Source organism: Pseudomonas sp. 3296, from assembly GCF_031456615.1.
Classification (GTDB): Bacteria; Pseudomonadota; Gammaproteobacteria; order Pseudomonadales; family Pseudomonadaceae; genus Aquipseudomonas; species Aquipseudomonas mucoides.
This window is the reverse complement of sequence record NZ_JAVDUY010000005.1, coordinates 231,624-258,127: the sequence shown is the minus strand read 5'-3', so window position 1 is coordinate 258,127 and position 26,504 is coordinate 231,624. Positions and strand designations below refer to the sequence as shown.

Genomic DNA, 26,504 nt, shown 5'->3' with positions numbered 1-26,504 from the left:
GGCATCAGCCCGGGGCGATTCGGTTAACGTTCGCTGACTTGGCCGGCACCCTCCTTGGGCGCCTTCCAGCCAAGCAGCTGTTGCTTGAAGCCATAACTGGCCGTTTGGTAATAAGTAATCGCCCGGGTGATCAACGGATCACTGGCGGTGGCACGGGACTCGCGACTCTCTGTCAGCGCGTCATCGTGACGGCGCAATCCTTGGCGCGGGCTAAGGATCGCCAGATCCTTGCCGTCAAACAACCCCAGGTGTTGATAATTGCCAACCACCACGCGTGGCGGCAGTGGATTGTCCTGCAACAGGTTGCGACCAAAGAATGTCGATTCGTAATCCAGATTCAGCAAGCCCAGCAACGTGGGGGCGAGGTCGATCTGGCTGGACAATTGTGCCGTCTCTCGGGCTTCGATCAACTTCGGTGCGTAAATGAACAGCGGAATCTGGTAGTTGGTGATCGGCAAATCTTCTTTACCGGCGCTGCCTGCGGTGTGGTCGGCGACGAAGACGAAGATTGTATTGTCAAACCACGGTTTTTGGCGCGCCTGATCGAGGAACTGACCAATGGCATAGTCGGTGTACTTCACGGCGCCGTCACGGCCATTGCCGGATTTGATGTCGATGCGGTTATCCGGGTAGGTATAAGGGCGATGGTTGGACGTGGTCATCAGTTGCAGAAGGAACGGCTGTTGCTTCGCATAGTCGGCGTCCGCCAGTTTCAGCGTCTGCGTGTACAGGTCTTCGTCGGCCATGCCCCAGGCATTCTTGAAGTGAATCTCGGCTTCATCGACGCTGCTCTGGTCGACCACGCGGTAACCGTTGCCGCTGAAGAACGCGTTCATGTTGTCGAAGTAACCGCGTCCCCCATAAACGAACACGCTGTCGTACCCCACGGCCTTGAGCTGTTGGCCGAGGCTGGCAAAACCGCTCTCACGGCCTATGCGCTTGACGATCGAGCGCCCCGGCGTTGGCGGGATGGCCAGCGTGATGGCTTCCAGGCCTCGATCCGTACGGGTGCCGGTGGCGTAGAAGTTGTTGAAATACAGGCTCTGCTGGCGCAGGGCATCGAGGTTGGGGGTCAGGTTACGCTGGTCGCCATTACTGCCCATGTACTTGGCACTGAAGCTTTCGATGGTCACCAGTACGATGTTGGGTTTGCGCAGGGTGCCGGGGTTATCGATGTCCCGGCGGATGTCTTGCGGGTCCTTGCCGACAAAACGTGCATTGGGTTCGCTGAGCTCGGCCCGAATCTGCTGTGCGACAACGTCGGCCGGCAGCGTGCTGTAGAACTGCGGGTAATCCAGATCGTTATTACGGAACGCTGCGAAAAACTGGTATGGGCCATTGCTCGACAGCTCGTTCTGGTAGGCGTTACCGCCCTGGGCGCGAGGTGAGTCCTGACTGAGCAGTTGCAGGCTCAAACCCGCGATGATCAATAAACCCAAGGCATTCAGCAGGCGCCCGCGCAACGGCGGCAACGGGGCGCTCATCGCGGCATTGAAGGGTTTACGCAATAAGACGCTCAAGCCGACCGCCAGGATCGCGAGCAGGCTCAACAATTTGCCGATCGGATAGGACTCGAGCAGGTTGTTCAGCACTTCATCGGAATACACCAGGTAGTCGACGGCGATGAAATTGAAGCGCACGCCAAATTCATCCCAGAACAGCCATTCGGCCACTGCGGTGAACAACATGGCGAACAGGCTGACCGTCAGCAGGCCCTGAAGCAACCAGCGATGACCGCGGCGACGCCACAGCGCCGGTGGGCACAGCAGCAAGTAGAGGCCCATGGGCAATGCCGCGTAGGCAATAAACCCCAGGTCATACAGCAAGCCGATGCCGAACACCGACAGGAAGCCGCTGCCGGCCTCGTCCAGGTGCGTGATGAGCAGAACCGTGCGGGTCAGAAAAAAAATCGCCAGCCAGGCGCCGGTGACCAGCAAGAGAAAGCGCATTGGCGCCGTCCTGAAAAAGTCCATTGTGTATACCTTCCTTATTATCATTAGCGCGGGATTCTCGCCTGGATGCTGTTGCCAGGGTGTGAATCGATAGTGAAAAAGGTGTCAACCGTACCATTTGCGTGCACAAATTGACTCTGCGAAGCGAAACCCTAGTCCTCAGCCACACTTGGCCTTAAGCTGCGCGGGCCAAGACGGCCGTTACTGTGTTACCGAGGAGTGCCCATGCGAATTCTATTGGTTGAAGACAACCGCGATATCCTGGCCAATCTGGCTGATTACCTGGGCCTCAAAGGCTACACCGTGGATTGCGCACAAGACGGTCTGTCCGGCCTGCACCTGGCGGCCACCGAGCATTACGACTTGATCGTGCTCGACATCATGCTGCCCGGCATCGACGGCTACACCCTGTGCAAACGTCTGCGCGAAGACGCCCGCCGCGACACGCCGGTGATCATGCTCACCGCCCGCGATCAACTCGACGACCGGCTACAGGGCTTCAAGTCCGGCGCCGACGACTACCTGATCAAACCGTTTGCCCTGTCTGAACTGGCCGCGCGGATCGAAGCGGTGATGCGTCGCACCCAAGGTGGCGGCCGTCGCACCTTGCAGGTCGGCGATCTGGCCTACGACCTCGATACCCTGGAAGTGACTCGCGAAGGGCGACTGCTGAAACTCAACCCGGTGGGCCTGAAGTTGCTGGCCGTGCTGATGCAGAAAAGTCCGCACGTGCTGCGCCGGGAAATTCTCGAAGAAGCGCTGTGGGGCGATGACTGCCCGGACAGTGACAGCCTGCGCAGCCACGTCCATCAACTGCGTCAGGTGATCGACAAGCCTTTCGCCAAGCCATTGCTGCAAACCGTTCACGGTGTGGGTTATCGCCTGGCCGAGGGCCGTGATGGAGTTTAAGCAGAGCCTTGCTCAACGGATCATCATCGCCTTTGCGCTGATGAGCGCATTGGTGGCCGGTGCCTTTGCCATGGGCATTGTGGCAACCGTACACGTGGTGGAAGAAAAGCTTATTTCGTCCGGACTGGGTGGCGATCTGCAGCGTCTGTTGCTGATGGACAGCATGTCGGACTGGAGCCACCGCCCTGAGCCGGATCAACTGTTCTACTTCAGTGGCGGGGCAGGGGATTTCGAACTGCCCAAGGATCTGCGCAACCTCGATTCGGGTTTTCACGAAGTTTTCCGCGATCAACTGTCGTATCACGCCATGGTCGAAATCGTCGACGGTCGGCGCTATGTGCTGCTTCAAGACCAAAGCGATTTCGAAGAGCGTGAGCGGGTGCTGTTTGCCGTGGTGCTGGTCGGCTTTGTCCTGAGCCTGGCGCTGGCGGTTTTTCTCGGCTGGGTCCTGGCGCGCAAAGTCATGGCGCCCGTGGTACGACTGGCCCGCCAGGTCCGCCATCGCGATCAACTGTTGGGGCTGGCGCCGCCGCTGGCACCGGATTATGCCGCAGACGAAGTGGGCGAACTGGCCGTCGCCTTCGACGCCACCCTGGGTCGTTTGCGCCAGGCGCTGAACCGCGAGCGGTTATTTACCAGTGACGTCAGCCACGAACTGCGTACGCCCCTGATGGTGTTGGCCAGTTCCTGTGAATTACTGCTGGAAAATCCCGGGATCGATCAGCGCGGCCACGCCCAGGTCGAACGCATTGCGCGGGCCTGTGAAGAGATGCGTGAACTGGTGCAGACCTTCCTGATGCTGGCCCGCGCACAACGTGAAGACGCGAGTATGTCGCCGCAGCAGAACCTGAAACAGGTTGCCGACGGCTTGCTCACGCTGTGGCGAGAACCGATCGAAACCAAGGGGCTGAAACTGATTTTCGAACCGGGTCCCCCTCCATCTGCCCGTTACAACGCAACGCTCCTGCATGCGGTGATGGGCAACCTGTTGCGCAATGCGCTGCATTACACCGAACACGGTTTCATCCGCCTGACCCTCACCGCCACGGGGTTTGTGGTCGAGGACAGCGGGGTGGGCATTCCCGAAGAAAAACGCGAGGCGATGTTCGAGCCGTTCGTGCGGGGTTCGGAAAAACGGGGAGAGGGTCTTGGTCTGGGGTTGTCGCTGGTGCAGCGGATTTGTGAGAACCAGGGCTGGTCCGTCAGCCTGACGACTATGGAGCCCAATGGCTGTCGTTTTCAGGTCGAATTAAACGCATCGGAGGCTGGTTGAGTGAACGGTTGCAGTTCAATGGCCCTGAGCTATCGTTGTTATCCTGTAAAACCTTGAAATAGTTCGGGGTTTCTCTCAACGAAATTTTCACAAATGAATGACCTGACTCTGACACTAGACTACCTAAGGTTGGTGACATCAGCATTTCAGGAGACCTGATGATGGACGGCCCGATCAAACTCGATTTTTCGGAAAAATACGACGATCAACACGCTAAGCGTTATCTGCAAAAGCATCAGGATGGCCTCGGTCGCAAACTGTCCCACTGGCGCGACGTACAGCTGGCACGCAAGGCGCTGACACTGGCCGGCGAGCCCGGACTGGTACTCGACCTGCCCTGCGGTGCAGGGCGTTTCTGGCCAATGCTGGCGGAAAAGGCTAACCGTGCAATCATCGGCGCCGACAACTCTGAATCAATGGTGAAGATCGCTTGCCAGGCGCAACCCGCCGACGTGGTGAAGCGGGTACAACCCTTGCACACTTCTGCCTTCGACATCGCCTTGCCTGATAATGCCGTTGACAGCATTTTCTGCATGCGTTTGCTGCACCACATCGGTGAAGCCGAGCATCGACTGGCGATTCTGCGCGAATTCGAGCGTGTCACCCGTGATAGCGTGATCATTTCGTTGTGGGTGGATGGCAACTTCAAGGCCTGGAAACGCAAGCGTTCAGAAGCGCGGCGTGGGCAGGAAGGTTACCAAAACCGCTTTGTGTTACCGGCCGCAACGGTCGAGAAAGAATTCGAGCAAGCGGGTTTCCGCATCCAGGAAAAACTGGACTTTATACCGCTCTACGCCATGTGGCGCGTTTACGTATTACGCAAGAGGTAACAGGATGGCAGTGCAATGTGCAGCAGAAACGGAAGTCGCTCCCAAGGACCGCTTCGACTTTTTCTGGAATCAGCGCGGTGAATGGGTAGAAGAACCCAACGTTCGCCGTGGCGGGGAAAGTGGCGTGCAGCGCGTCATGGGCAGTGATGGACAACTGCTCTATGCCAAGCGCCAGACCGGCCATATCTATCGCAGCTGGCTGCATCCGTTTGGCCGCCCGACCGTGTTGCGCGAGCAAGATGCGCTGGTCGGCCTGCGCAAGCTTGGCGTGCGTGTTCCTGAAATCGTTTTCTGCGGCGCACAGCGCGACCCTGTGCACAAATGGCGCGCATTGCTGGTGACCAAGTCGCTGGATGGCTTCGAGGAAATCGAACACTGGTACGCCGGTGGTGGTCGCGAGCGCCATGGCGAGGCGGTGAATGATCGCGTGTTAAAGGATCTGGCCGAAAACCTCGCCCGGATGCACAAGGGCCGTTGGCAGCACAGCTGCATCTACATCAAGCACGTGTTCTTGCGAGTGACTGGCGAAGGCGAATCGGCCAAGGTCGAAATCGCCTTGATCGATCTGGAGAAGTGCCGACAGCGGATGACCGCTCATCAAGCGGCCGCTCATGACATGAAGCAACTGCGTCGCCATTCGTCATTCAGCGATGCGGACTGGAAAAAACTCGTCTACTTTTATGAGACGGCGTTTGGCAGCGCTATCAAAGGTTTATAGCGATGAAACTCGAAATTGCACGAGGTTTGTTTGTAGTTGGAGCCTTGGCAGTTGCTTCATTGGCGGTGGCTGCCTGGGAGCAGCCACGCACGCAGGTCCTCAGTTCAGTGAGCAGCGATGCTCACTGTCCATTACCACGCGCAATCAAAGCCTCCGCTGCTGCGCAACCCGATCATGACTTGTTGTTGCTCATGTTCGGGCTTGCCCAGGGAATGAGGCCGCAAAGTTGACCAGATTGAAACGCAAATAAAAGGCCTCGCATATGTGCGAGGCCTTTTTTTATGACCAAAACAAATCCCCTACAGGGGGTTATACGTGTTCTTTGGGGGCGGGTTTGGCCAGCAAGGTGTAGATGCACGGCAGCACAAACAAGGTAAACAACGTCCCGATCGACATCCCCGTAGCAATCACCGTCCCGATGTCAAACCGGCTCACCGCCCCCGCGCCCGTGGCAAGGATCAACGGCACCATGCCAAACACCATCGCTGCCGTGGTCATCAGCACAGGGCGAAGCCGGATCGCCGCCGCTTCCTCCACCGCTTCGCGAGCCGTCAGGCCTTTTTCCTTGCGCAGCAGGTTGGCGAACTCGACGATCAGGATCCCGTGCTTGCTGATCAGCCCGATCAGCGTCACCAGCCCGACCTGGGTATAAATGTTCATGCTCGACCAGCCGAGGAATAGCGGAATCAACGCCCCGCAAATCGACAGCGGCACGGTCACCAGAATCACCAGCGGGTCGCGATAGCTTTCAAACTGCGCAGCCAGCACCAGGAAGATGATTGCCAGCGCCAGGGCAAAGGTGACCCACAGCGCACTGCCTTCCTGAACGTATTGCCGTGATGCGCCGGCATAGTCGACGGCGAAGCCCGCCGGGGCTTCTTCCCGGGCGATCTGCCGCACGGTGTCGAGGGCTTCACCCATGCTGACCAGCGGCACCCCGGAAAGGATGGCCGAGTTGAGTTGCTGGAACTGGTTCAGCTGTCGCGGTCGCGCCCGGTCGGTGACGGTGATCAGGGTCGACAGGGCCAGCAATTGGCCCTTGTTGTTCTTCACGTAATAGTTGTTCAGCCAGTCCGGGTTGTCCCGGAAGGGACGTTCGACCTGCGCGATGACCTTGTAACTGCGGCCCTCGATGGTGAAGCGGTTGATTTCCGCCTCACCCAGCAATGTCGCCAGGGTTCCGCCCAGGTCTTGCATGGACACGCCCATCTGCGCGGCTTTGGCGCGGTCGATATCGACCACCACTTCCGGTTTGTCGAAGGCCAGGTCGACGTCGACGAAGGCGAACTTGCCGGACTCCATGGCACGTTTTTTCACCCGGTCCATGACCTGTAACAGCAACTCGTAATCATTGGCCGTGTTAATCACGAACTGAAACGGCAGGCCTTCGCCGGTACCGGGCAGGGAGGGCAAGTTGAAGCCGAAGATCTGCAACCCGGCAATGCTCTCCAGTTTGCGCTGGACCTCGGGCAGGATCGCCATCTGTGTGCGGTCGCGTTCATTCCACGGTTTGAGCAGGAAACCGCCAATCCCCGATTGCACGCCGTTGAACCCATTGATCTGGAACGAGGAGTAGTACTCGGGAAACTCCTTGAAAATGGTGATGAATTCGTCGGTGTAGGTGTTCAGGTAGTCGAGGTTGGCCGGTTGCGGGGCGTTGGCCAACATGAAAATGATGCCCTGATCCTCGTCGGGTGCCAGCTCCGACTTGGTGAATTTGAGCAGCACCGGGATCAGGCAGAGCACGATCAGCGCAAATACCAGCACCACCGGCCGGGTGTTCAGGGTGCCGTGCAGCAGGCTTTGGTAACGACGCTTGAGGCCTTCGAAAATCAGGTCCAGGCGGTGGGCGAGACCGCTGGGATTTTCGTCGTGGCGCAGCAAAAAGGCGCACATCATCGGCGACAGTGTCAGCGCAACCACGCCGGAGATCACCACCGCTCCGGCCAGCGTCAGGGCGAATTCCTTGAACAGCGCCCCCGTCAGCCCGGTCAGGAAACCGATGGGCGCGTAAACCGCCGCCAGAGTGATGGTCATCGAGACCACCGGCATCGCAATTTCCCGGGCACCTTCGATGGCCGCGTCAAAAGGTGTTTTGCCTTCTTCGATGTGCCGGTGAATGTTCTCCACCACGACGATGGCATCGTCCACCACCAACCCAATGGCGAGCACCATCGCCAGCAGCGTCAGCAGGTTGATCGAGTAACCCATCATCTGCATGAAAAACATCACGCCGATCATCGACAGCGGAATGGTCACCACCGGAATCACCACCGACCGCAGCGCCCCGAGAAACAGGAACACCACGACGATGACGATCAGCACCGCTTCGAACAGGGTTTTCACCACCTCATCGATTGAGGCCTGGATGAACAGCGTGGCGTCGTAGGCGATTTCACCTTTGAGGTTCGGCGGCAACTGGGCTTCCAGGTCCGGCATGATCTTGCGCACTTCCTTGATCACGTCCAGAGGGTTGGCGCCCGGCGTGGCCTTGATGCCGATGTACACCGAGGGGGTGCCACCGAAGGAACTGATGGTGTCGTAGTTTTCCGCGCCCATTTCCACCCGCGCGACATCGCTGAGCAGCACGCGGCTGTCACCGTCGACCTTGAGCGGGATCGCGGCAAAGGCTTCGGCGGATTTGAGCTCGGTGTTGGCATTGATGCTGGTGACGACGTACTCGCCTTTCACTTCGCCGGCGGCGGAGAGGAAGTTGTACTGGCGGACCGCGTTGGTCACGTCGCTGGCGCTCAGGCCGAAACCGGCCAGCTTCACCGGGTCCAGCCACAGGCGCATGGCAAACACCTGATTGCCGAGAATCTCGGCTTCGGCCATGCCGGGCAGGGTGGCCAGTTTCGGCTGGATGACCCGCGACAGGTAATCGGTGATCTGCGGGTTGCTCAATTCCTTGCTGAAGAAACTGATGTACATGAGCGCCGAGGCGTCGGCCGCTTCCTTGCTCAGCACCGGGTCTTCGGCATCTTGAGGCAGACGGTTCTTGACCTCGTTGGCCTTGGCCAGCAGCTCGGTGAACAAGCGGTCGCTGTTGGAACCGATACGTGCGTAGATCGAGATCACCGAGAAGTTCTGGCGACTGACCGACGTCATGTAGTCGATACCCTCGGCACTTGCCAGGCTCTGCTGCAGCGGTTGGGTGATGTAGCCCTGGATGGTCTCGGCGTTGGCCCCGGGGTACGCCGTGGTTACCGTGATCAGGGCGTTTTCCATTTGCGGGTATTGGCGCAGGGGCAGCTTGCTCCAGGCTTGGAAGCCCAGCAGCACTATCAGCAGGCTGACCACGGTCGCGAGGACCGGGCGGCGGATGAACGGATCGGTAAAAGCCATGGGGATTCCTTGATCAGTCCGCGCGCGGCTGACTGTTCTTCTCGGCTAGGGTCTTGTCGTCGCTGATCGCGATGTGCGCACCGTTGTCCAGTTTGATCTGGCCGGCCGTGACCACTTTTTCGCCGTTCTGCACACCTTTGGTAATCATCACCAGCCCATCGCGGCGCTCACCGGTTTCGATGAAACGCCGTTCGGCGATCAGGATCGGTTGGCCCTTGTCGTCTTTTTCCAGGCTGCCGTCTTCGGCTTTTTTCTGCGCGACGACGTAGATCGAGTTGCCGTACAGCGTGTAGGTGATCGCGCTTTCCGGCACGACGATGCGCGGCTGCGGGTCCGGCAACAAGACCTGCAGGCTGGCGAACATCCCCGGCAGCAAGGTGCCGTCAGGATTGGCCAGGGTCGCGCGGACCTGGACGTTGCGCGTGCTGTTTTCGACTTTCGGGTTGATCGCACTGATGGTGCCGGGGAAGGTCCGCGTCGGGTAGGCCGCGACAATGACCTGCACCGGTTGGCCGAGGGCGATCTTCGGGATCGACTGCTCGGGCACGAAGAAGTCTACATAGAGGCTGCTAAGGTCTTGCAGGGTGGCAATCATGGTGCCAGTGGCGACATAGTCGCCGACGTCCACCTGACGAATGCCGATGGTCCCGCTGAAGGGCGCGGCGATGCTCTTTTTGCTGAGCGCGGCCCTGAGCTGATTGACCGTGGCCTTGCTCTTTTTCTGCACCGCTGACAGTCGGTCGAATTCGCCTTTGGAAATCGCCTGGCTGCCGACCAGCTGGCTGCCGCGACCGTAATCGAGCTGCGCCAGCCCGAGGTCGGCCAGCGCCGTTTCCAGCAAGGCACTTTCCACAGCGCTGTCGAGTCGCAGCAGGGGTTGGCCGGCCTTGACCTTCTGCCCTGACTCGAACTGCAAATCGACGACGGTGCCGTCGGTCTCCAGGCTCAGGTCCACGCCTTGCAATGCCTTGAGCGTGCCAACGGTGGGCAGGCGCGCTTGCCACGGCCGTTCGGTGGCGGTGGCCACGGCAACACTGATCGGCGGTTTTGGCGCGGAGAAGCCTTGAATCATCGTGTAGATGGAGAAGGCTTTATAACCGGCCAGGACCAGCACGATCAGCAGAACAACACCCAACATGATCAGCATGCGGCGACGCAGCATATTTCCAGTTCCTTGGAGAAAATCAGGTGAGACAGGGAGGCACATTACTCCGAGTGCGCGAGTGATTCCAACTGACACATTTCACAGTCAGGAAAACAACGAACACTAAACCTGTGGCGAGGAAGCAAGCTCCCTCGCCCCAGGGTGATCACCAACAGGGGAGGATGGGATCAGATGAGGTGCAGGTGGTTGTCCCAGAGGCCGGCTGGCAGCTCCAGGGGTTTTGCAACGAGGTTTGTCTGGCGGCAATCGTAGTAGCGGCAGCGGCCCTGGCCCGAGGTCACGACAAACCCATCGGCCACGGCGCCGACGCCAGCGCAGTCGGGCAATGGCGCATCCAGGCGCACTTCGCCGCTGTCCAGGTCCCAGATGAAAAAGCGATTGCCCCGTGGCGCGGTCAACGCCACCAGGCGCAGTTCGCTGTTCACCGCGACGCTGGCGGTGTAATGCCCCATCGCCTGCAACTGATGCTCGGGCACCGGGAACGCCACGAACGGCTGGCCGGGACGCTTGATCGCCAGCAGCTCCGATGACTCGTGGGACGGCCCCATGAATTGCTGACCGGCAACGATGGTGCCGTCGCTGGCGATCCCCAGATGCCGCACGCTGTTCATCTGTTGGGCGAGGGTTTCCTTGCTCAATAGCGTGCCGTCGCGTTGCATCAGCACCAGGCTCGGTTCCATGGCGTTGAGGTTCATCTCGACCCGGCTTTCGGCCTCGGTGCGAATGCCGCCGTTGGCCACTACCAGGGTTTCGCCATCGGGCATCCACGACACCTGATGCGGGCCGATGCCGTGGGTGGAAATCTCGCCGCTGTGGATAAGTCGCTCACCTTCGAACTTATACACACCGAGCAAGCCGCGGCCCGGATCGGAGGTGTCGTTCTCGGTGGCGTACAGCCAGTCGCCGCTCTTGTGAATCACCGCGTGACCGTAGAAATGCCGGTTCGGCAGCGAGGTCACGGTTTGCAGCAGCGTGCCGTCGCGCAGGTCGATCAGGTAACTCTCGGTGCCGGGACGACGGGCCACGAACAGCGCTATCGGCAACGTCGGGTGGTTGATGATGTCGTGGCAGCGCTGGCCGACCTGGGTGGCAAACACCCGGGTGCCGTCCAGCCGGTAACCGACGGCGTAATGCTTGCCGTCGGTATCGTCCCGCGCCGACAGCAGCAGCGGGCTTTTGTCCTTTTGCTTGAACAGCGTCCAGCCGCCCAGTGTCACTGCTCCCAGCAGCAAGCTACCTAAAGTCAGAGCCTGACGTCGCAGCATGGCACTCGTCCTCATCAGTCACCGTCGTTGGCGTTGAAGCCCAGTTGAATGCCCAGCGCCTTGGCCAGTTCGCCTTCGTGCAGGCGGTGGACCACGTTGAGGCTGTCATAGAGGTCGTTGAGTTGCTGGCGACCGGCATCGTCGTTGAGCATTTCGGTCAGCGAGCGCTGGTTGCTGGCGAACAGTTTCAGCGAGGCGGCGTAGGCGGCATCGATCTTGTCGGCCAACGGCTTTTGATCGCTCGGCAACAGACCGCGCAGGCCTTTGTTGTCGACGCCTTCCCACACGGTTTTGGCTGCGGCGAGGCTGGCTTCGAGGCCGGTCAGGGACGACTGGCTGCGCCATGCATCGGCCTGGAAAGGCTGCGGCACGCCCTTGCTCTGGCGGCCCATTGGCGTGCCGAGTTTTTTCTTCAGGGTATCGATAGCGGTGACTTGCACACGCAACAAGTCGGCGATGGCTTCGTGGGAATCGGCGTAGCGCTGGTTCGGGAACTTGCTCATTTGCGCGAGCATGCCGTCGGTGTTGTTCCAGCTTTGCAGAATCTCTTCGGCCAGTTGTTTCTGACGCTCGCCGATGGCTTTCAGCAGCGGGCAATACTTGGCTTTCTGTGCGTCGTTGGCGACGTCCGGCTTGTTGTCGAACAGGATGTATTCATAGGCGGAGAGGCCCTGAACCACCACGCTGGACTTGGCCAGCGCGGCGGCATCGATCTGCGGCTGCGCGGTGACCAATTGCTCGACCTGACGGCCGACCAGGTTCTTCTTGTCCGGCCAGAACTGCACCTGCCACGAACGGTTGCCTTCGGCCAATGGCCCGATCAGCAGCGGTTGCAGCTCGGCCCAGGCTTTCTGCGCGTGCAGGAAGTCGGTGCGGGCGGTGTCGAGGTTTTCCTTGCCTTCGCAGTAGGCCAGGGCGCTGGCGGCCAATTGGCGGTCGGCTTCAACCCAGCGGGTGTAGGTCGGCAGGATCACCGATTTGGCGATAGCGGCCGACGTCACGGCTTGCGGGTCCTGCGGTGAGCAGGCGCCCAGTGCGAGTGCGGCAAGGCTGGTGAACAACAATTTGGGGCGGAACATGTCGGGCTCCCGATTCTTTATAAGTGTTTAAAGAGAATTCAAAAACGCCAGCAACGCAGCGCGTTGCTCGGCATTGAAAGACAAAACCTGTTGCTGCGCGGCCTGAGCTTCGCCGCCATGCCAGAGCACGGCTTCGAGCAGATTGCGCGCGCGGCCATCATGCAAAAACTGGGTGTGGCCACTGACCGCTTGCGTCAAGCCGATGCCCCACAACGGCGGGGTACGCCAGTCGCGGCCACTGGCCTGGAATTCGGTGCGGTTGTCGGCGAGGCCGTCGCCCATGTCATGCAGCAGCAGATCGCTGTACGGGCGAATCACTTGATTGGCCAGTTCCGGTTCGGCGGCATTGGCGGCGGTGGTGTATTTCGGCGTGTGGCAGGACTGGCATCCGGCCTGGAAAAACAGGTTTTTGCCGGCCAGCACTTCGGGCGCGCTGACATCGCGGCGGGCCGGTACGGCAAGGTTTCGGCTGTAGAACAGCACCAGGCGCAGGATGTTGTCGCTGACTTCCGGCTCGCCATCGGGACCGGTGCCATTTGGCGCCTGTTTGCAGGCGGTTTGCGCATCGGTGCAGTCGTCAAAAGGTCTCAGACTGGTGGTCAGGCCCATGTCACCGGAAAACGCATGCACATTCTGTTGATTGAGATTCGGTTGCCCGGCTTTCCAGCCAAATCGGCCGAGGACGGTTTTCTGCTGGGCGTCATCCCAGACCCGGTTCGGGCGTCCGGCGATGCCGTTTTTGTCCTTCGCCTGCGCTTCGGCATTGGCCAGGATCGCCTCGTCGGGGATCGCTTCGAGCAGGCCCAGGCCAATCATTGGCGGGGCGACACGCGCCGAAAACCGCGTGTCGGGGTGCATCGGGCCGTAGCCCAGTTGGGTGATGTTCAGGCTCGGTTTGCGCAGTTCGACTTCGGTGCCGTCCTTGAATCGCACCGCAACGGGCGTGTAATCGACGCGCACCTTGCCTTCCGGTGCAACACCGGGCACGGCCATGTCCTGGAACTGACCGCCATAGACCGGCTCCGGCACCACGCCGAGCTGCTCGATGACCTTGGCATAGGCCGGCGAGTCGGGGATCGACAGGCGCACCAGCATCGAGACGGCATTCGGCGCATCTGGCGTCGGCGGATGGCCGCGCCCGTCCTTGATGTGGCAGCCCTGGCAGGCGTTGGTGTTGAACAGCGGACCGAGACCGTCGCGAGCAGTGGTGGTCGACGGCGCGATCACCCACGGGCTGCGGAAGAAACTGTTGCCGACGCTGAAGTCCACGCGCCGTGACGGCGGCAGGTTGGCGGAGGGCAGGGAAAACGAGTTCTGATCGGTCTTGCGCACGGTCGCGCTGCCACCGGACCGGGCTTCACCGGGTTCGGCCTTGGTAAAACGCGGGGCGTCATCGCAGGCACTCAGGCTCAGGGCCAGTAACAGTGCGGACAAGCGAAGAGGCAGCGGGGGCATCAGATATCCTGCAAGACGAGCAAAACAAGGGCGCAAAGTCTAACAGGGGATGGGAATTTGAATAAGAGGAATTATCGTTTGCTTGATGTGGCGCAGGGTTATTTGCTTAACACACTCCCACAATGGATCGGTGATTGGCAGGTATGAAAAAGGCGACCCTAAGGTCGCCTTCTTGTTTAGCCAGCGTTGATCAGAATTCGTGATCAGCGTTGTCCGGGTTCAGGTCGCTGATGCCCAGTTTGCCAGCGGCGGCTTCGATCGAACCGGTCTGCTTGACCAGCGAAGCGATGGCGTCACGGACGATCTGGTTGCCCGCCGTGTTGCCGGCGGCGATCAGTTGGTCGTAGTGCTCACCCTTGTCGGCGTGATCGACCATGACCTGAATCTTGGCTTCGGTAGCGGCCAGATCAGCTTTCAGCGCGGTGTCGGCAGCCGGGTCGGCCTTGGCCACCAGGGAGGACAGGCTGGCGCCGGTCATTTTGGTGCCGTCGACGCGGGTGTATTCGCCCAGGTACACGTTACGAATGCCTTTGGCATCGTAGAAGTGCGAGTTGTGGGTGTTGTCGCTGAAGCAATCCTGTTCGTCTTCCGGGGAGTTGGCTTCCAGGGACACCTTCATGCGCTCGCCCGCCAGTTCGCCCAGGGACAGGCTGCCCATGCCGAACAGCATTTTGCGCAGGCCGGTATCCACCGGTTCGGCTTCCAGGGTGGCGCGGTAGTTGTCAGCCACGTTCGGCTTCCAGTTACCGACCATTTCTTCCAGGTCGCTGACCAGCAGCTGGGTCACGGATTTCAGGTAAGCGCGGCGACGATCGTTGTGACCGCCAGTAGCGCCTTTGCCTTCCAGGTAGTCCGACGCTGGACGGTTGCCGGCGCCTGGGCCGGTGCCGTTCAGGTCCTGGCCCCACAGCAGGAATTCGATGGCGTGGTAGCCGGTCGCAACGTTGGCCTCGGAACCGCCCAGCTCGTTCAGGCTGGCAAGTTTTTCCGGGGTGATGTCTTTCACGTCGACCTTGTCTTCGCCGACCTGGACTTCAGTGTTGGCGATGATGTTGGCGGTGGCGCCCGGGTTACCCAGTGCGTGTTCGTAGGATTTGTCGACGTAGTCGATCAGGCCTTCGTCCAGTGGCCAGGCGTTCACCTGACCTTCCCAGTCGTCGATGATGGTGTTGCCGAAGCGGAACACTTCGCTCTGCAGGTAAGGAACGCGAGCAGCGACCCAGGCAGCCTTGGCCGCTTTCAGGGTGTCGTTGTTCGGTTTGGCAAGGAAAGCGTCGACGGCGGTCTGCAGGGTTTTCGCGGTGGATTCGGCATCGCTGTAAACGGCGAAGACGATGTCGGCGTAATGCGCGACAACGGCTTTGGCGGCCGCTTCATCGACTTTGCTGGTCGCGGCAGGGGCAGTCGCTGGCGCAGCAGCGGTGCTGGCGGCCGGAGTCGGCGCTGGCGCGGCGGCGGTCTTGTCCTTGCCTTCGCCACAACCGGCGAGGGAAATAGCGATGGCCAACAGACTGGCGGTAGCCAGAGGCATACGAATCATGGCGAACATCCTGCTTCGAGAGGGGTGGAAGGGCGCTTCACGCGCGCAAAACTGCGACATAATGCAAATCTTTCGCATTATGTGTAAAGAGTGCAGGTGGAAATATTTCTTATTCGCGCGGGGGGGCGTAGATCAAAAGAAGCGCAGCCTCGTTGCACTCGAGAGCTGCTACAGACACACGCAGTCCTGCAGCAGCTCTCGAGTGCAATGAGGCTGCGTCTTTCGCAGGCCTACAAAATAGCTGCGTTGCTGCGCTGGGCCTGTTTCAGATAGGCGCTCAATTCACGGGCCGGCAGTGGCTTGCTGTAGTGGTAGCCCTGACCTTCGTGGCAGCCTTCGGAGATGATGTAGGCCTCTTGCTCGGCGGTCTCCACGCCTTCGGCAATGACCTGCATGCCGAGGCTCTTGCCCAGCTGGATGATCGCGCGAACGATGGTGGCATCGTCGTCGTCGTCGAGCAGGTCCTGCACGAAGCTCTTGTCGATCTTGATCTTGTCCAGCGGCAGGCTTTTCAGATAACTCAGTGACGAATAGCCGGTACCGAAGTCATCAATGGCGATCAACGCGCCGGAGCGACGCAGGCTCAGCAAGTGCTGGGCGGCGGTGCTGATGTCTTCCATCAGTCCGGTTTCGGTCACTTCCAGTTCCAGGCTGCGCGGTGGCAAGCGGTACATTTGCAGCAGGTTGTTCACCACCCGTGGCAACTCGGCGTGGTGCAGTTGCACGGTGGACAGGTTCACCGCCATGCGCAGGTCGGGGAAGCCCTGATCGTGCCAGTCGCGCAATTGTTTGCAGGCTTGATCCAGCACCCATTCGCCGATGGCAATGATGGTGCCATTCTGCTCGGCCAGCGGGATGAACAGGTCCGGCGGCACCAGTCCATGTTCGGGATGCTGCCAGCGAATGAGTGCTTCGACGCCCACCACCCGGTGGTCGCGGTAGCTGATCTGTGGCTGGTAGACGAGGTAGAACTGATCGCGAGCCAGCGCATCGCGCAGGTCTTTTTCCAGTTCGCGACGGCGGCGCATCTCGGTGTCGACGCTGGCGATGTAGAACTGATAACGGTTGCGCGAGCGGGTCTTGGCCAGGGTCATGGTCTGCTCGGCTTTTTGCAGCAGCTTCTCGGTGCTGTCACCGTCTTCGGGGAACAGGGTGATGCCGATGGTCGCGCGCAGGCGGATTTCCTGATGGTCGAGGGCAAACGCCGCTTCCAGATCATCGAGGATGCTTTGCGCCAGTTCGGCGGCTTCGTAAGGTTGTTCGATATCGGCCTGGACCAGGGCGAACTGGTCGCCGCCGAGACGGGCGAGGGCGCCGAGGCGACCGCTGTGGGCCCGCAAGCGGTCAGCCAACGCCAGCAGCAATTGGTCGCCGGTCTGGTAGCTGAATTGTTCGTTGATGCCTTTGAAATCGTCCAGGCCCACCACCAAAACCGCGACCCGCCGCTGCAGTTTGCCGGCGTCGACCAGGATCTTGTCCAGTTGTTGCTGCAGTTGCTGGCGGTTCGGCAGGCCGGTGAGGAAGTCGTACTGGGCCATGCGCAACAGGCTGTTTTCCGCTTCGTGGCGCAGGTGGGTGTTGCGTTCGATGGATTCGAGCAACTGGTTGGCGGTGTTGATCCAGATCCCCAGTTCGTTCTTTTCGTGGCCCTTGAGCTGCGGAATCTTGTGTTCGCTGGGGCGATCCGGGTTGATTTCGGTCAGGTGCTCGATAATTCGCGACAGCGGTTTGGTCAGCAGCCAGTGATAGACCAGGTACAGCACCAGGCCCATGGCCATGGCGCGCAACACGCCGGAAATGAAGATGATGACGGAGCTGACGATGAACCCTTGGCCGTAGGTGGCGGTGTCGAGGGTGATGCTCAGGTCGCCGTAATACTCGCTATAAGGACCGCGACCGACCAGTTGGGTGGTGAAGGTGCGTTCCTTGCCGAGGATCAGGTCAGTCAGCCAGCGGCTGTGGGAATGCTGCAGTTCGCGGGTTTTTTGCGCGAGCATGGCTTCGTTGGGATGGCCGATGGAGGCCTGGCGCACGGCGTCGTCCTGGAACAGGCCTTCGATCACTTGCATGCCCATTTCCCGGTCCAGGCTGTAGACGGCCTGGGTAGACGGGTCGCGAAACATGTCGAGGATGCGTTCGGCATCGTTGGCTACGGCCTGGCGTGTCTTGTAGGCGTCGAAAACGATTTGCGCACAGCTCAAGACCACGCCGACGATCAATGCCGACAGGAGCACGACCCGGAGCAACTTCACCGACAAGCTGTTCTTGAGTTCCAGCTTCAAAGGGTTATTCCTTGTTCCGTGCGGGTAGCATCAATTTGCCATGAGTATTGGCAATCCCGTGATGGCAGTCAAAGGGACATTTATTCACAGGGGATTTTGTCTGTGGGCCTGGCCGATTTGCTGTTGTCCGGGGTGTTTGTCCTATTAGTACTGTGTCGGTAGTTGGGTCCTTCAACTTGAGGGGATTGGGATAATTTTTCCTTCTGGGTTGATGGTAGCCGGCTATGGCGTTGGGGCAAGGGGGGCAGGCTGGTTTCATTGTCAGCAATTGACCTGTTTTTCGGATTTGCTCCGTCCCCCTGTAGGAGTGAGCCTGCTCGCGATGGCGGCCTCACAACCGACCAATCTTTTTCTGCTGCCCCCAACTGATCGTTCCCACGCTTCGCATTCCGTTTTTGTACGTTGAAAGGCGTGTAAGAAACACAGCGCTTTCCCACGCATTTTTCAGGTTGTCGGGTAGGAAGCCTTGTCTCTAACCTCTGGCTGTCGCTGAAAACTCAGCGACCGGGTGTGAGAGCCCGGCAACTTATGGTCATCCAGTGTCTGTACACGCATAATCGCCGCCAGCTTACTCGCTGCCAGTAATTGCGTTATGGCGGCTGTGTGCGGGCGGACTTCGGTCCGGCCGGGTGTCCATAACCGGTCTTCTCACCTCGCACATAGCTGCCACCTCTTCGCCGTGTGAGAAGCGGCAAGTGGGGGCTCCAACGCTGGAGAAATACAATGGACAAATTGATTCCCGATCCACCCTTGGACACCACCGACCCAGACGCCGAAGAAACCCAATCCGAAGCACTCCTGCGAGACCGCGAAGCCATAAAACGCGCCCTCGACTACTACCTTGATCCCCCGTCCCAATACACCGAAAAACCCCGCCGTCCCAGCACGATGTACATGATCGCCCCGAACATGGACACCGAAAGCCTGCTGGCCCAGGCCTGCGAGTCACTGGCCTCTGCCAGCGTCATGACCAGCGATTTCGCCGCGAATCTGATAGGCCCGCAGCGCAACACCGTGTTGGCGATTCAGCAGATCATCATGCTGGCGGAGTTGGCGGTGAACCGGGCGCTGGATAACGTAGATCCGGTGTAGACCGCGTTATCGTTCTTCGCGAGCCTGCTCGCGTAGGCGCCCGAATAGTCGACACATTTCTCCAGGCAAAAAAAACCCGGCATTAAAAGCCGGGTTTTTTGTCTGGCGTCGATCTTAAGCGGTGAAGGTTTTGCCTTCGAACTGCTCAGCCACGAATTTCCAGTTGACCAGGTTCCAGAACGCTTCGACGTATTTCGGACGAACGTTGCGGTAGTCGATGTAGTAGGCGTGTTCCCAGACGTCGCAGGTCAGCAGCGGGGTGTCGCCGTTGGTCAGCGGGTTGCCGGCGCCGATGGTGCTGGCCAGGGCCAGGGAACCGTCAGCCTTTTTCACCAGCCAGCCCCAACCGGAACCGAAGGTGCCGATGGACGTCTTGCTGAATTCTTCCTTGAACTTGTCGAACGAACCGAACGAAGCGTTGATGGCTTCAGCCAGCGCGCCGGTCGGTTGACCGCCGGCGTTTGGCGCCAGGCAGTTCCAGTAGAAAGTGTGGTTCCAGACCTGAGCGGCGTTGTTGAAGATGCCGCCCGAGGAAGATTTAACGATTTCTTCCAGGGATTTGCCTTCGAACTCGGTGCCTGGCACCAGGTTGTTCAGGTTCACGACGTAGGTGTTGTGGTGCTTGTCGTGGTGGTATTCCAGAGTTTCCTTGGAAATGTGCGGCTGCAGGGCATCGTGTGCGTAAGGCAGCGGCGGCAATTCGAAAGCCATGATGATTCTCCTAATCAGGTCAGTTGCGGTGAGCGCAAGGCCGATCACGGGCGGCCAGACAAGCGCCGGGGAGTTTGTACTCTTTGCGGCGCATCGGATCGGATCATAGCACCGGGGGTGCGGCATAACCACGCAACAACTGTGTGGGATAGAGGTTCCAGAGCCTTTTGGAATATTCAGGGCGTGACGATTAGTTGAAACGCCACCGCAAACATCATCACCGCCACCAGCAGATCGAGAATCCGCCAGGTGCTTGGCCGCGCTAGCCACGGCGCCAGCCATGCCGCGCCCAACGCCAAGGTGAAGAACCACAGCAACGAAGCACTGGCCGCGCCCACCACATAAGCGCCGGGTTCGGTTTGTTGTGCACCGAGGGAGCCGATCAGCAACACCGTGTCCAGATAAACGTGCGGGTTGAGCAAGGTCACCGCCAGGGCACTGAGCATCACCGCGCGCAGTGAACGCACGGTCTGGTTTTCACCCTGTTGCAGGCTCTGTTTCGAAAAAGCCCTGCGCAGCGCCTGGCTGCCGTACCAAATCAGAAACACCGCGCCGCTCCAACGGGCAACCGCCAGCAAGGTCGGGTTATGCGCCAGTACCGTGGCGAGGCCAAATACGCCGGCGGCCACGAGCAACGCATCGCAAACGACGCACAGTGCCGCCACCGGCAGGTGATGTTCACGACGAAGACTTTGCGCCAGCACAAACGCATTCTGCGTGCCGATCGCCATGATCAGCCCGGCGGCCACCAACAGGCCGTTCACATAGCTTTGCCACATAAGGTTTACTCCGCGTTGGCCGCCAGGTCCCGCAGCACGTGGAGTGCGCGTTCGGCGTCGGCCTGACCGACAAACAGGTGATCGTGGTAGTAACCGGCGATTACGTTGCAGCTGATGCCGGCCTTGCCCAATGCGGTGGCGAAGGCGGCGGTCAGGCCGACCGCTTCCAGCGCCGAATGCACATTCAAGGTGATCCAGGCCGCGACGTAGTCGAAACTGAAACCGGCCTGTTCGGCGTGGGAACGTTCCAGGATCACGGTCAGGCCTTCCTGCTCGCGAAAGCTGCCGACGATCTCAAGGCCCACTGGCAGCTTGCCGTCGCGCAAGGTACAGAACACGTATTCGCCGGCGTTGAGTTGCGGGCTCATGCTGCGCAGCAGGGTTGCCAATGAAGTTTCGCCAGCCATGTCGGATTCCTTGATGAAGAGATTCTTGTTGAAGAGATCTTGGTGAGCATTCTCCGCTGCTAACCTGTATAAGAAAAACCAATCATGCTGATCGCTCATTAGGAAAACTGATGTTCGACTATAAATTACTCTCTGCCCTGGCCGCCGTGGTCGAGCAGGCCGGTTTCGAACGGGCCGCGCAGGTGCTGGGCTTGTCGCAATCGGCGATCTCCCAGCGGATCAAACTGCTGGAGGCGCGGGTCGGCCAGCCGGTGCTGGTGCGGGTTACACCGCCGGCGCCGACGGAGATTGGCCGGCGCCTGCTCAACCATGTGCAGCAAGTGCGTTTGCTGGAGCGCGACTTGCAAACCCTGGTGCCAGCGCTGGATGAAGAAGGGCTGCCGGAGCGCCTGCGCATCGCGTTGAATGCCGACAGCCTCGCCACGTGGTGGGCGCAAGCGGTGGGCGATTTCTGTGCCGAACAACATCTGCTGCTGGATCTGGTGGTCGAAGACCAGACCGTCGGCCTCAAACGCATGCGCGCCGGCGAAGTGGCGGCGTGTGTCTGCGCCAGTGAACGCCCGGTGGCCGGGGCCCGCAGCGTTTTGCTGGGGGCCATGCGTTATCGGGCGTTGGCCAGTCCGGCGTTCATCGCGCGCCATTTTCCGGAGGGCGTTCGCGCCGATCAACTGGCGAAAACCCCGGCTTTGGTGTTTGGCCCGGACGATTTCCTGCAGCATCGCTACCTCGCATCCCTCGGGGTCGACGGCGGTTTCGAACACCATTTATGCCCCTCGTCCGAAGGCTTCATCCGTTTGACCGAAGCCGGTCTCGGCTGGGGGCTGGTGCCGGAACTACAGGTGCGCGAACAACTGGAACGCGGTGTTTTGCAGGAGCTTTTGCCAGATAAGCCCATCGATGTGCCGCTGTACTGGCATCATTGGCGCAATGGCGGTCAGCTTCTGGGGTTGTTGACCGATCAATTGGTGCGTTCGTCGAAGCAATGGCTGGTGCCGTTGGACTGACGGGCAGCGTCAAGACTCACGCATTAGGCAAAACGAAAGACATCGGAGCACTACATGAAAATTCTGGTCACCGGCGCAAGCGGCTTCATCGGCGGACGCTTTGCGCGTTTCGCCCTGGAGCAGGGCCTGGACGTGCGGGTCAACGGTCGCCGGGCCGAAAGCGTCGAACACCTGGTGCGCCGTGGCGCCGAGTTCATTCAGGGCGATTTGAGCGACCCGGAACTGGCGCGTGACCTGTGTTCCGACGTCGAAGCCGTGGTCCATTGCGCGGGGGCGGTGGGGCTGTGGGGGCGTTATCAGGACTTTCATCAGGGCAATGTCCAGGTCACCGAAAACGTGGTCGAAGCCTGCCTGAAACAACGGGTTCGGCGCTTGGTGCACTTGTCGTCGCCGTCGATCTACTTTGATGGCCGCGACCACCTGGGTTTGACCGAAGAACAAGTGCCCAAGCGCTTCAAGCATCCCTACGCGGCCACCAAATTCCTCGCCGAGCAAAAAGTCTTCGGTGCCCAGGAATTCGGCCTCGAAACCCTGGCCCTGCGCCCGCGTTTTGTCACGGGCGCGGGTGACATGAGCATCTTCCCGCGTCTGTTGAAAATGCAGCGCAAGGGGCGCTTGGCGATCATCGGCAATGGTCTGAACAAGGTCGATTTCACCAGCGTGCAAAACCTCAACGAAGCGTTGCTCAGCAGCTTGCTCGCCAGCGGTTCGGCCTTGGGCAAGGCCTACAACATCAGTAACGGCACGCCGATTCCGTTGTGGGACGTGGTCAATTACGTCATGCGCAACATGCAAGTCCCACAAGTGACGCGCTACCGTTCCTACGGTCTGGGCTACACCGTCGCAGCGCTCAACGAAGGGGTGTGCAAGCTGTGGCCGGGGCGTCCCGAGCCGACCTTGTCGCGACTGGGCATGCAGGTGATGAACAAAAATTTCACCCTGGACATCAGTCGCGCCCGGCATTATCTGGACTACGATCCGAAAGTCAGTGTCTGGGCCGCCCTCGATGAATTTTGCAGTTGGTGGAAGGCCCAGGACATCCGCTGACGTACCAGGACCTGCCTGCCCGCACTGAACCGAGTGGGGTATAGAGAGTCAATCGGTGCGACAGTGGGGTTTATACTCGCCGCATAAAGCCATCACCGCGTTCCACAAAGGTTGACTCAATGTCCATGCGTAACGATGCCAACGACGATTTCGATGATGTACCGAGCCTGCGTGCCGACAGCCTCGACGATGATGATTTTCCGACCACCGTCCGTACCAGCGTGCATTCCCGTCCGGTGCCGGTGGTGAAGGTCAAAAGCGCCAGCACTGGCCCGCTGTGGGCATTGGTCGGCGCGTTGTTTTTTGCGTTTGCGGGCCTGGCGTGGTGGAGTTTTCAGCAGATTTCGTTGATGGAACAACAACTGGTCGCGACGCAGGAAAGTTTTGCGCGCATCAGTGAGGAAGCGGCGGGACGCTTGCAGGATATTTCCGGCAAGGTCGTCGCCAGCCAGACCAACGTCACCAGCGACAGCGAAGCGCTGAAACTGCAAATCAAGGATCTGGAAACCAAACTGCTGGATCAGAGCAAACAGCAGCAGGGTGTTGTCGGTCAGACCACCGATCTGGACAAACGCCTGGCGCAAATGACCGCACAAACCAGCGACCTGGATAAACGTCTGGCGCAGCTTGCCGCCCAGAGCACCGAGCATCAGACGGCCAATACTCAGTTGCAGGCGCAGCTCAAAGCCTTGAGCACTGAGTTGACCGCCCTGAAAAGCGCCCCGGACGACAGCAGTAAATTCGACGCACAGCTTAAAAGCCTGGGCGCCGATATCGTCGCGCTGAAAAAACAAGGCAACCCAAGCGCCGCGATCGAGCGTCTGGAACAAGACATGATTGTGCTCAAGAGCGAGCAGGACAACCGCCCGGCTGTCGCACAAGGCTCCACCAATACCGCCGAGTTCGACGCGTTCCGCGGCCAGGTCACCCGCAACATCAACACCCTTCAGGCGCAGATCCAGAACCTGCAGCAGCAACTGCGCGCCCGCCAGTAACCCCCGGGCTCCTGTAGCCGCTGTCGACTCCTGGCGAAGCGGCGTCCGGCTGCAAAGCAGTCGTTAAATCTACCCACGAATTTTTTCAGGTAGACCGCAAACGCAGCCTCGCCAAGGCTCGACAGCGGCTACAGGACCGGGTGTATCTCCCATTGCCGTCTACGCTCTTGAAACATCAACAGGAACGAGGGATGCGCTATGGGGGTTTTGCACAAACTGGCTTTATTGGGCGGGATGCTGTTGCTGTGCCTGGGGCAGGTTCACGCCGCCACGGCGGAAAAGGATGACAGTCAGGCCGCCAAAGCCTTGCTGGAAAAAGCCCTGGCTTACTACCACGACAATGGCGACAAGGCCTTTGCGGCGTTCAGCCGTCAGGGCGAGTTTGTCGACAAGGATCGCTACGTGTTCGTGGTCGATACCAAGGGCGTGATGCTCGCCAGCGGCGGGCCGTCGGCGGCATTGATCGGGCGCGATGTCACCGAGACCCTCGGGCCAGACTTGCAGAAAGCTTTCAAGGACGCCTTGAAAGTACCGGAAGGCAATGGCATCCAGCAGGCGGAATACCGCTGGCAGAACTGGTCTGACGGCAAGGTCGAGCGCAAACATGTGTTCTATCAGCGCGTCGGTCAGCGGATTCTGGCGGTCGGTTACTACCTGCCACGGGCGTCAGCAGAACAGGCGATGGCGCTGTTGAACAAAGCCGCGACCGATCTGGCCAAGGACGAGAAGGGCACACTGACCGCGATCAATTCCCTCAAGGGCGGTTACCTGCAGGATGACCTGTACGTGTTCGTCGTCGACCTGGACACCCAACGCTACGTGGCCCACGGCACCAACCTGCGGCTGATCAACACCGACTTCGGCAAGATCAAGGACCCGGAGGGTAAACCGGTGGGCGAGCCGATCCTTGCGTTGATGGCCAAGCAGGATTATGGCGAATACGAATACCGCTGGAAAAACCCGGTGACCAACAAGGTTGAGGACAAACATGCGTACCTGAAGAAGGTCGGGCATTTTCTGGTGGCAGTCGGGTATTACAGCCCTTGAATCACTGTGACTGACAAACCGCTATCGCGGGCTTGCCCGCGATGGCCGCGACTCGGTCTATTACCGGACCTTGTCTTCACGCCCCCGCAACAACATGTTCGGCATCGCAACCGCCGCCGCCAACCCCAGCAACGACACCGCCGCACTCACCATCAGCAAATGCCTGAACGTCAGCAACAACTCCGCACGCAAGGCGTTTTGCGCATCGCCCGGCGCGGCGTTCAAACCGTCGAGCAAGACATTGCCCGAACGGCCCTCGACAATCAGCGACGAGCCGGCAATGTGCGCGAAGCTCGAATCCTGCAACAACGCCAGCAGCAGCGCCGACATCAACGCCACCCCCACCGCGCCGCCCAGCGAACGGAACAGGTTGGTGGTGCTGGTGGCAACGCCAATGTCGCGCTGTTCCACCGAGTTCTGGGTGCCGACCAGTGATGTCGGGAATTGCATGCCGCTGGCGATCCCGCACAGCAACATGAACAGACTGCTGAGCACAAATGCCTGCGGCGGGCTGAACGCCATGCCCAGAATCGCCATGGGCATCAGCGCCGCGCCGGTCAGGATCATCGGTTTGTAGCGCCCGGTCACCGAGGTCCGGCGTCCGGCAAAGTAGGCGCCAATCGGCAAACCCATCGCCAGCGGCAACAGGTGCAGTGCAGCGCTGTCGGCCCCGGCGCCGGTGACGCTCTGGAAGCGCAGCGGCATCAGCACGATCAGCGAGATCGCCTGGAAACTGGTGAAGAAAATCGTGCACCAGCAAAAAATCGCGTTGCGGTTGGCAAACAGATGCATCGGCAGCAACGGCTCCCGCGCGCGGCGCTCATGCCAGACGAACACCCCAAGAATCACCACCGCGCAGGCAAACAAACCCAGCACTTGCGCGCTGCGAAACGAATGACCCTGACCGACCTGGGTGATGCCCAGCAGCAACGCGGTCAAACCGATGATCATCAGCAACGTGCCGAGGTAGTCGATCACCGGTTTGCGCTGCGGCACCGGCAGCCCGACCAGCGTACGATTCGCCACCACCCAGGCACCCAGGCCCAGCGGCAGATTGATCAAGAACACCCAGCGCCAGGACAGGTACTCGGTCATGTAACCGCCCAGCACCGGGCCGGCCACGCTGGCCACCGCGTACATGCTGCTGAAATAACCCTGATAGCGACCGCGTTCCCGGGGCGGGACGATGTCCCCGATGATCGCCTGACTGACCGAAATCATCCCGCCGGCGCCGATACCCTGAATGATCCGCGCCAGCACCAATTGCTCCATGCTCTGGGCCATGCCGCAGAACAATGAGGCGAGGGTGAACAAGCCCATGCCGAACAGCATCAGCTTGCGCCGACCATACAAATCGCCGAGCTTGCCGTAGATCGGCACCGCCACCGTCATCGCCACCATGTACCCGGAAATCACCCAGGCCAGCAGGCTGACGTCCTTGAACTGGGCGGAAATCGCCGGCATCGAGACGGCGACGATGGTCTGGTCCAGCGCGCCGAGAAAGATCGCCAGCATCAGGGCGATCAGCACGCTGCGAATGGCCGGTTTTGGCGTGTCAGGCTGGTTGAGATTGGTCACGGTAAAACCTGCGGGCAGAGATGGACCCGCA

The 26,504-nt window shown here is 60.0% G+C and carries 22 protein-coding genes; 10 read left to right on the top strand and 12 right to left on the bottom strand.

Annotated features, from left to right (window positions below):
* Window positions 1-23: 23 nt before the first annotated feature.
* Window positions 24-1,973, bottom strand: coding sequence for an LTA synthase family protein (locus J2X66_RS15220; protein ID WP_310265697.1), 1,950 nt, complete (start codon window positions 1,971-1,973; stop codon window positions 24-26).
* A gap of 204 nt (window positions 1,974-2,177) precedes the next feature.
* On the opposite strand from J2X66_RS15220, the gene colR reads away from it, so the two are divergent.
* The 5 genes from colR to J2X66_RS15195 all read left to right on the top strand — a co-directional run bounded on the left by colR (window position 2,178) and on the right by J2X66_RS15195 (window position 5,912).
* Window positions 2,178-2,861, top strand: coding sequence for a two-component system response regulator ColR (colR, locus tag J2X66_RS15215; RefSeq protein WP_007948597.1), 684 nt, complete (start codon window positions 2,178-2,180; stop codon window positions 2,859-2,861).
* Entirely contained in the window at window positions 2,851-4,134 is a 1,284-nt protein-coding gene (locus J2X66_RS15210) for a HAMP domain-containing sensor histidine kinase (RefSeq protein ID WP_310265693.1), read from the top strand. The genes colR and J2X66_RS15210 overlap by 11 nt, the downstream gene beginning before the upstream one ends.
* A 161-nt stretch (window positions 4,135-4,295) precedes the next feature.
* On the top strand, window positions 4,296-4,964 hold the full coding sequence (locus tag J2X66_RS15205; protein ID WP_310266200.1) for a class I SAM-dependent methyltransferase: 669 nt from the start codon (window positions 4,296-4,298) through the stop codon (window positions 4,962-4,964).
* Window positions 4,965-4,968: 4 nt separating this feature from the next.
* Window positions 4,969-5,682 carry a lipopolysaccharide kinase InaA family protein gene (locus J2X66_RS15200; protein WP_310265691.1) on the top strand — a complete coding sequence of 238 codons (714 nt, stop codon included), beginning with the start codon at window positions 4,969-4,971 and terminating at the stop codon, window positions 5,680-5,682.
* Window positions 5,683-5,684: 2 nt separating this feature from the next.
* Entirely contained in the window at window positions 5,685-5,912 is a 228-nt protein-coding gene (locus J2X66_RS15195; protein WP_310265688.1) for a hypothetical protein, read from the top strand.
* A gap of 79 nt (window positions 5,913-5,991) precedes the next feature.
* Here the strand turns inward: J2X66_RS15195 and J2X66_RS15190 are convergent, their stop codons facing one another.
* From J2X66_RS15190 to J2X66_RS15160, 7 genes are all read right to left on the bottom strand, one after another.
* The gene (locus tag J2X66_RS15190) at window positions 5,992-9,027 is read right to left on the bottom strand and encodes a multidrug efflux RND transporter permease subunit (RefSeq protein ID WP_310265686.1); all 3,036 of its coding nucleotides are present in this window, start codon (window positions 9,025-9,027) and stop codon (window positions 5,992-5,994) included.
* Window positions 9,028-9,040: 13 nt separating this feature from the next.
* Window positions 9,041-10,189 carry an efflux RND transporter periplasmic adaptor subunit gene (locus J2X66_RS15185; protein WP_123433019.1) on the bottom strand — a complete coding sequence of 383 codons (1,149 nt, stop codon included), beginning with the start codon at window positions 10,187-10,189 and terminating at the stop codon, window positions 9,041-9,043.
* A 170-nt stretch (window positions 10,190-10,359) separates the two neighbouring features.
* Complete coding sequence (locus tag J2X66_RS15180; RefSeq protein ID WP_310265683.1) at window positions 10,360-11,457, bottom strand: DUF1513 domain-containing protein; 1,098 nt, start codon at window positions 11,455-11,457, stop codon at window positions 10,360-10,362.
* 14 nt (window positions 11,458-11,471) lie between these two features.
* A complete protein-coding gene (locus J2X66_RS15175) occupies window positions 11,472-12,536 on the bottom strand; it encodes an imelysin family protein (RefSeq protein WP_310265681.1) in 1,065 nt (354 codons plus the stop codon).
* Window positions 12,537-12,563: 27 nt separating this feature from the next.
* Complete coding sequence (locus J2X66_RS15170) at window positions 12,564-13,991, bottom strand: di-heme oxidoredictase family protein (RefSeq protein WP_310265679.1); 1,428 nt, start codon at window positions 13,989-13,991, stop codon at window positions 12,564-12,566.
* Window positions 13,992-14,181: 190 nt separating this feature from the next.
* Complete coding sequence (locus J2X66_RS15165) at window positions 14,182-15,531, bottom strand: imelysin family protein (RefSeq protein WP_310265677.1); 1,350 nt, start codon at window positions 15,529-15,531, stop codon at window positions 14,182-14,184.
* A gap of 230 nt (window positions 15,532-15,761) precedes the next feature.
* Window positions 15,762-17,813, bottom strand: a complete 2,052-nt coding sequence (locus J2X66_RS15160) for an EAL domain-containing protein (RefSeq protein ID WP_310265674.1) — start codon at window positions 17,811-17,813, stop codon at window positions 15,762-15,764.
* Between the two features lie 723 nt (window positions 17,814-18,536).
* Here J2X66_RS15160 and J2X66_RS15155 point away from each other — a divergent pair.
* Window positions 18,537-18,905, top strand: coding sequence for a DUF6124 family protein (locus J2X66_RS15155; RefSeq protein WP_310265672.1), 369 nt, complete (start codon window positions 18,537-18,539; stop codon window positions 18,903-18,905).
* Window positions 18,906-19,019: 114 nt separating this feature from the next.
* Here J2X66_RS15155 and J2X66_RS15150 read toward each other — a convergent pair whose 3' ends face one another.
* The 3 genes from J2X66_RS15150 to J2X66_RS15140 all read right to left on the bottom strand — a co-directional run bounded on the left by J2X66_RS15150 (window position 19,020) and on the right by J2X66_RS15140 (window position 20,802).
* Complete coding sequence (locus tag J2X66_RS15150; RefSeq protein ID WP_310265670.1) at window positions 19,020-19,616, bottom strand: Fe-Mn family superoxide dismutase; 597 nt, start codon at window positions 19,614-19,616, stop codon at window positions 19,020-19,022.
* Between the two features lie 176 nt (window positions 19,617-19,792).
* A complete protein-coding gene (locus J2X66_RS15145) occupies window positions 19,793-20,395 on the bottom strand; it encodes a LysE/ArgO family amino acid transporter (RefSeq protein ID WP_310265669.1) in 603 nt (200 codons plus the stop codon).
* A 5-nt stretch (window positions 20,396-20,400) separates the two neighbouring features.
* Window positions 20,401-20,802 carry an ACT domain-containing protein gene (locus J2X66_RS15140; RefSeq protein WP_310265667.1) on the bottom strand — a complete coding sequence of 134 codons (402 nt, stop codon included), beginning with the start codon at window positions 20,800-20,802 and terminating at the stop codon, window positions 20,401-20,403.
* A gap of 110 nt (window positions 20,803-20,912) precedes the next feature.
* Here J2X66_RS15140 and J2X66_RS15135 point away from each other — a divergent pair, with 110 nt between their 5' ends.
* The 4 genes from J2X66_RS15135 to J2X66_RS15120 all read left to right on the top strand — a co-directional run bounded on the left by J2X66_RS15135 (window position 20,913) and on the right by J2X66_RS15120 (window position 24,895).
* Window positions 20,913-21,806, top strand: a complete 894-nt coding sequence (locus J2X66_RS15135; RefSeq protein ID WP_310265665.1) for a LysR family transcriptional regulator ArgP — start codon at window positions 20,913-20,915, stop codon at window positions 21,804-21,806.
* A gap of 54 nt (window positions 21,807-21,860) precedes the next feature.
* The gene (locus tag J2X66_RS15130) at window positions 21,861-22,853 is read left to right on the top strand and encodes an NAD(P)-dependent oxidoreductase (protein ID WP_027922877.1); all 993 of its coding nucleotides are present in this window, start codon (window positions 21,861-21,863) and stop codon (window positions 22,851-22,853) included.
* Window positions 22,854-22,972: 119 nt separating this feature from the next.
* A complete protein-coding gene (locus J2X66_RS15125; protein WP_310265663.1) occupies window positions 22,973-23,848 on the top strand; it encodes an ATPase in 876 nt (291 codons plus the stop codon).
* 198 nt (window positions 23,849-24,046) lie between these two features.
* Window positions 24,047-24,895 carry a cache domain-containing protein gene (locus J2X66_RS15120; RefSeq protein ID WP_027922879.1) on the top strand — a complete coding sequence of 283 codons (849 nt, stop codon included), beginning with the start codon at window positions 24,047-24,049 and terminating at the stop codon, window positions 24,893-24,895.
* Between the two features lie 60 nt (window positions 24,896-24,955).
* Here J2X66_RS15120 and J2X66_RS15115 read toward each other — a convergent pair whose 3' ends face one another.
* A complete protein-coding gene (locus tag J2X66_RS15115) occupies window positions 24,956-26,473 on the bottom strand; it encodes an MDR family MFS transporter (protein ID WP_310265660.1) in 1,518 nt (505 codons plus the stop codon).
* Window positions 26,474-26,504: the final 31 nt, after the last annotated feature.

Excerpts from the sequence above, each read along its gene's own strand:
- J2X66_RS15220 (WP_310265697.1), bottom strand. The coding sequence starts at position 1,973 with ATGGACTTTTTCAGGACGGCGCCAATGCGCTTTCTCTTGCTGGTCACC.
- colR (WP_007948597.1), top strand. The coding sequence starts at position 2,178 with ATGCGAATTCTATTGGTTGAAGACAACCGCGATATCCTGGCCAATCTG.
- J2X66_RS15210 (WP_310265693.1), top strand. The coding sequence starts at position 2,851 with ATGGAGTTTAAGCAGAGCCTTGCTCAACGGATCATCATCGCCTTTGCG.
- J2X66_RS15205 (WP_310266200.1), top strand. The coding sequence starts at position 4,296 with ATGGACGGCCCGATCAAACTCGATTTTTCGGAAAAATACGACGATCAA.
- J2X66_RS15200 (WP_310265691.1), top strand. The coding sequence starts at position 4,969 with ATGGCAGTGCAATGTGCAGCAGAAACGGAAGTCGCTCCCAAGGACCGC.
- J2X66_RS15195 (WP_310265688.1), top strand. The coding sequence starts at position 5,685 with ATGAAACTCGAAATTGCACGAGGTTTGTTTGTAGTTGGAGCCTTGGCA.
- J2X66_RS15190 (WP_310265686.1), bottom strand. The coding sequence starts at position 9,027 with ATGGCTTTTACCGATCCGTTCATCCGCCGCCCGGTCCTCGCGACCGTG.
- J2X66_RS15185 (WP_123433019.1), bottom strand. The coding sequence starts at position 10,189 with ATGCTGCGTCGCCGCATGCTGATCATGTTGGGTGTTGTTCTGCTGATC.
- J2X66_RS15180 (WP_310265683.1), bottom strand. The coding sequence starts at position 11,457 with ATGCTGCGACGTCAGGCTCTGACTTTAGGTAGCTTGCTGCTGGGAGCA.
- J2X66_RS15175 (WP_310265681.1), bottom strand. The coding sequence starts at position 12,536 with ATGTTCCGCCCCAAATTGTTGTTCACCAGCCTTGCCGCACTCGCACTG.
- J2X66_RS15170 (WP_310265679.1), bottom strand. The coding sequence starts at position 13,991 with ATGCCCCCGCTGCCTCTTCGCTTGTCCGCACTGTTACTGGCCCTGAGC.
- J2X66_RS15165 (WP_310265677.1), bottom strand. The coding sequence starts at position 15,531 with ATGATTCGTATGCCTCTGGCTACCGCCAGTCTGTTGGCCATCGCTATT.
- J2X66_RS15155 (WP_310265672.1), top strand. The coding sequence starts at position 18,537 with ATGGACAAATTGATTCCCGATCCACCCTTGGACACCACCGACCCAGAC.
- J2X66_RS15150 (WP_310265670.1), bottom strand. The coding sequence starts at position 19,616 with ATGGCTTTCGAATTGCCGCCGCTGCCTTACGCACACGATGCCCTGCAG.
- J2X66_RS15145 (WP_310265669.1), bottom strand. The coding sequence starts at position 20,395 with ATGTGGCAAAGCTATGTGAACGGCCTGTTGGTGGCCGCCGGGCTGATC.
- J2X66_RS15140 (WP_310265667.1), bottom strand. The coding sequence starts at position 20,802 with ATGGCTGGCGAAACTTCATTGGCAACCCTGCTGCGCAGCATGAGCCCG.
- J2X66_RS15135 (WP_310265665.1), top strand. The coding sequence starts at position 20,913 with ATGTTCGACTATAAATTACTCTCTGCCCTGGCCGCCGTGGTCGAGCAG.
- J2X66_RS15130 (WP_027922877.1), top strand. The coding sequence starts at position 21,861 with ATGAAAATTCTGGTCACCGGCGCAAGCGGCTTCATCGGCGGACGCTTT.
- J2X66_RS15125 (WP_310265663.1), top strand. The coding sequence starts at position 22,973 with ATGTCCATGCGTAACGATGCCAACGACGATTTCGATGATGTACCGAGC.
- J2X66_RS15120 (WP_027922879.1), top strand. The coding sequence starts at position 24,047 with ATGGGGGTTTTGCACAAACTGGCTTTATTGGGCGGGATGCTGTTGCTG.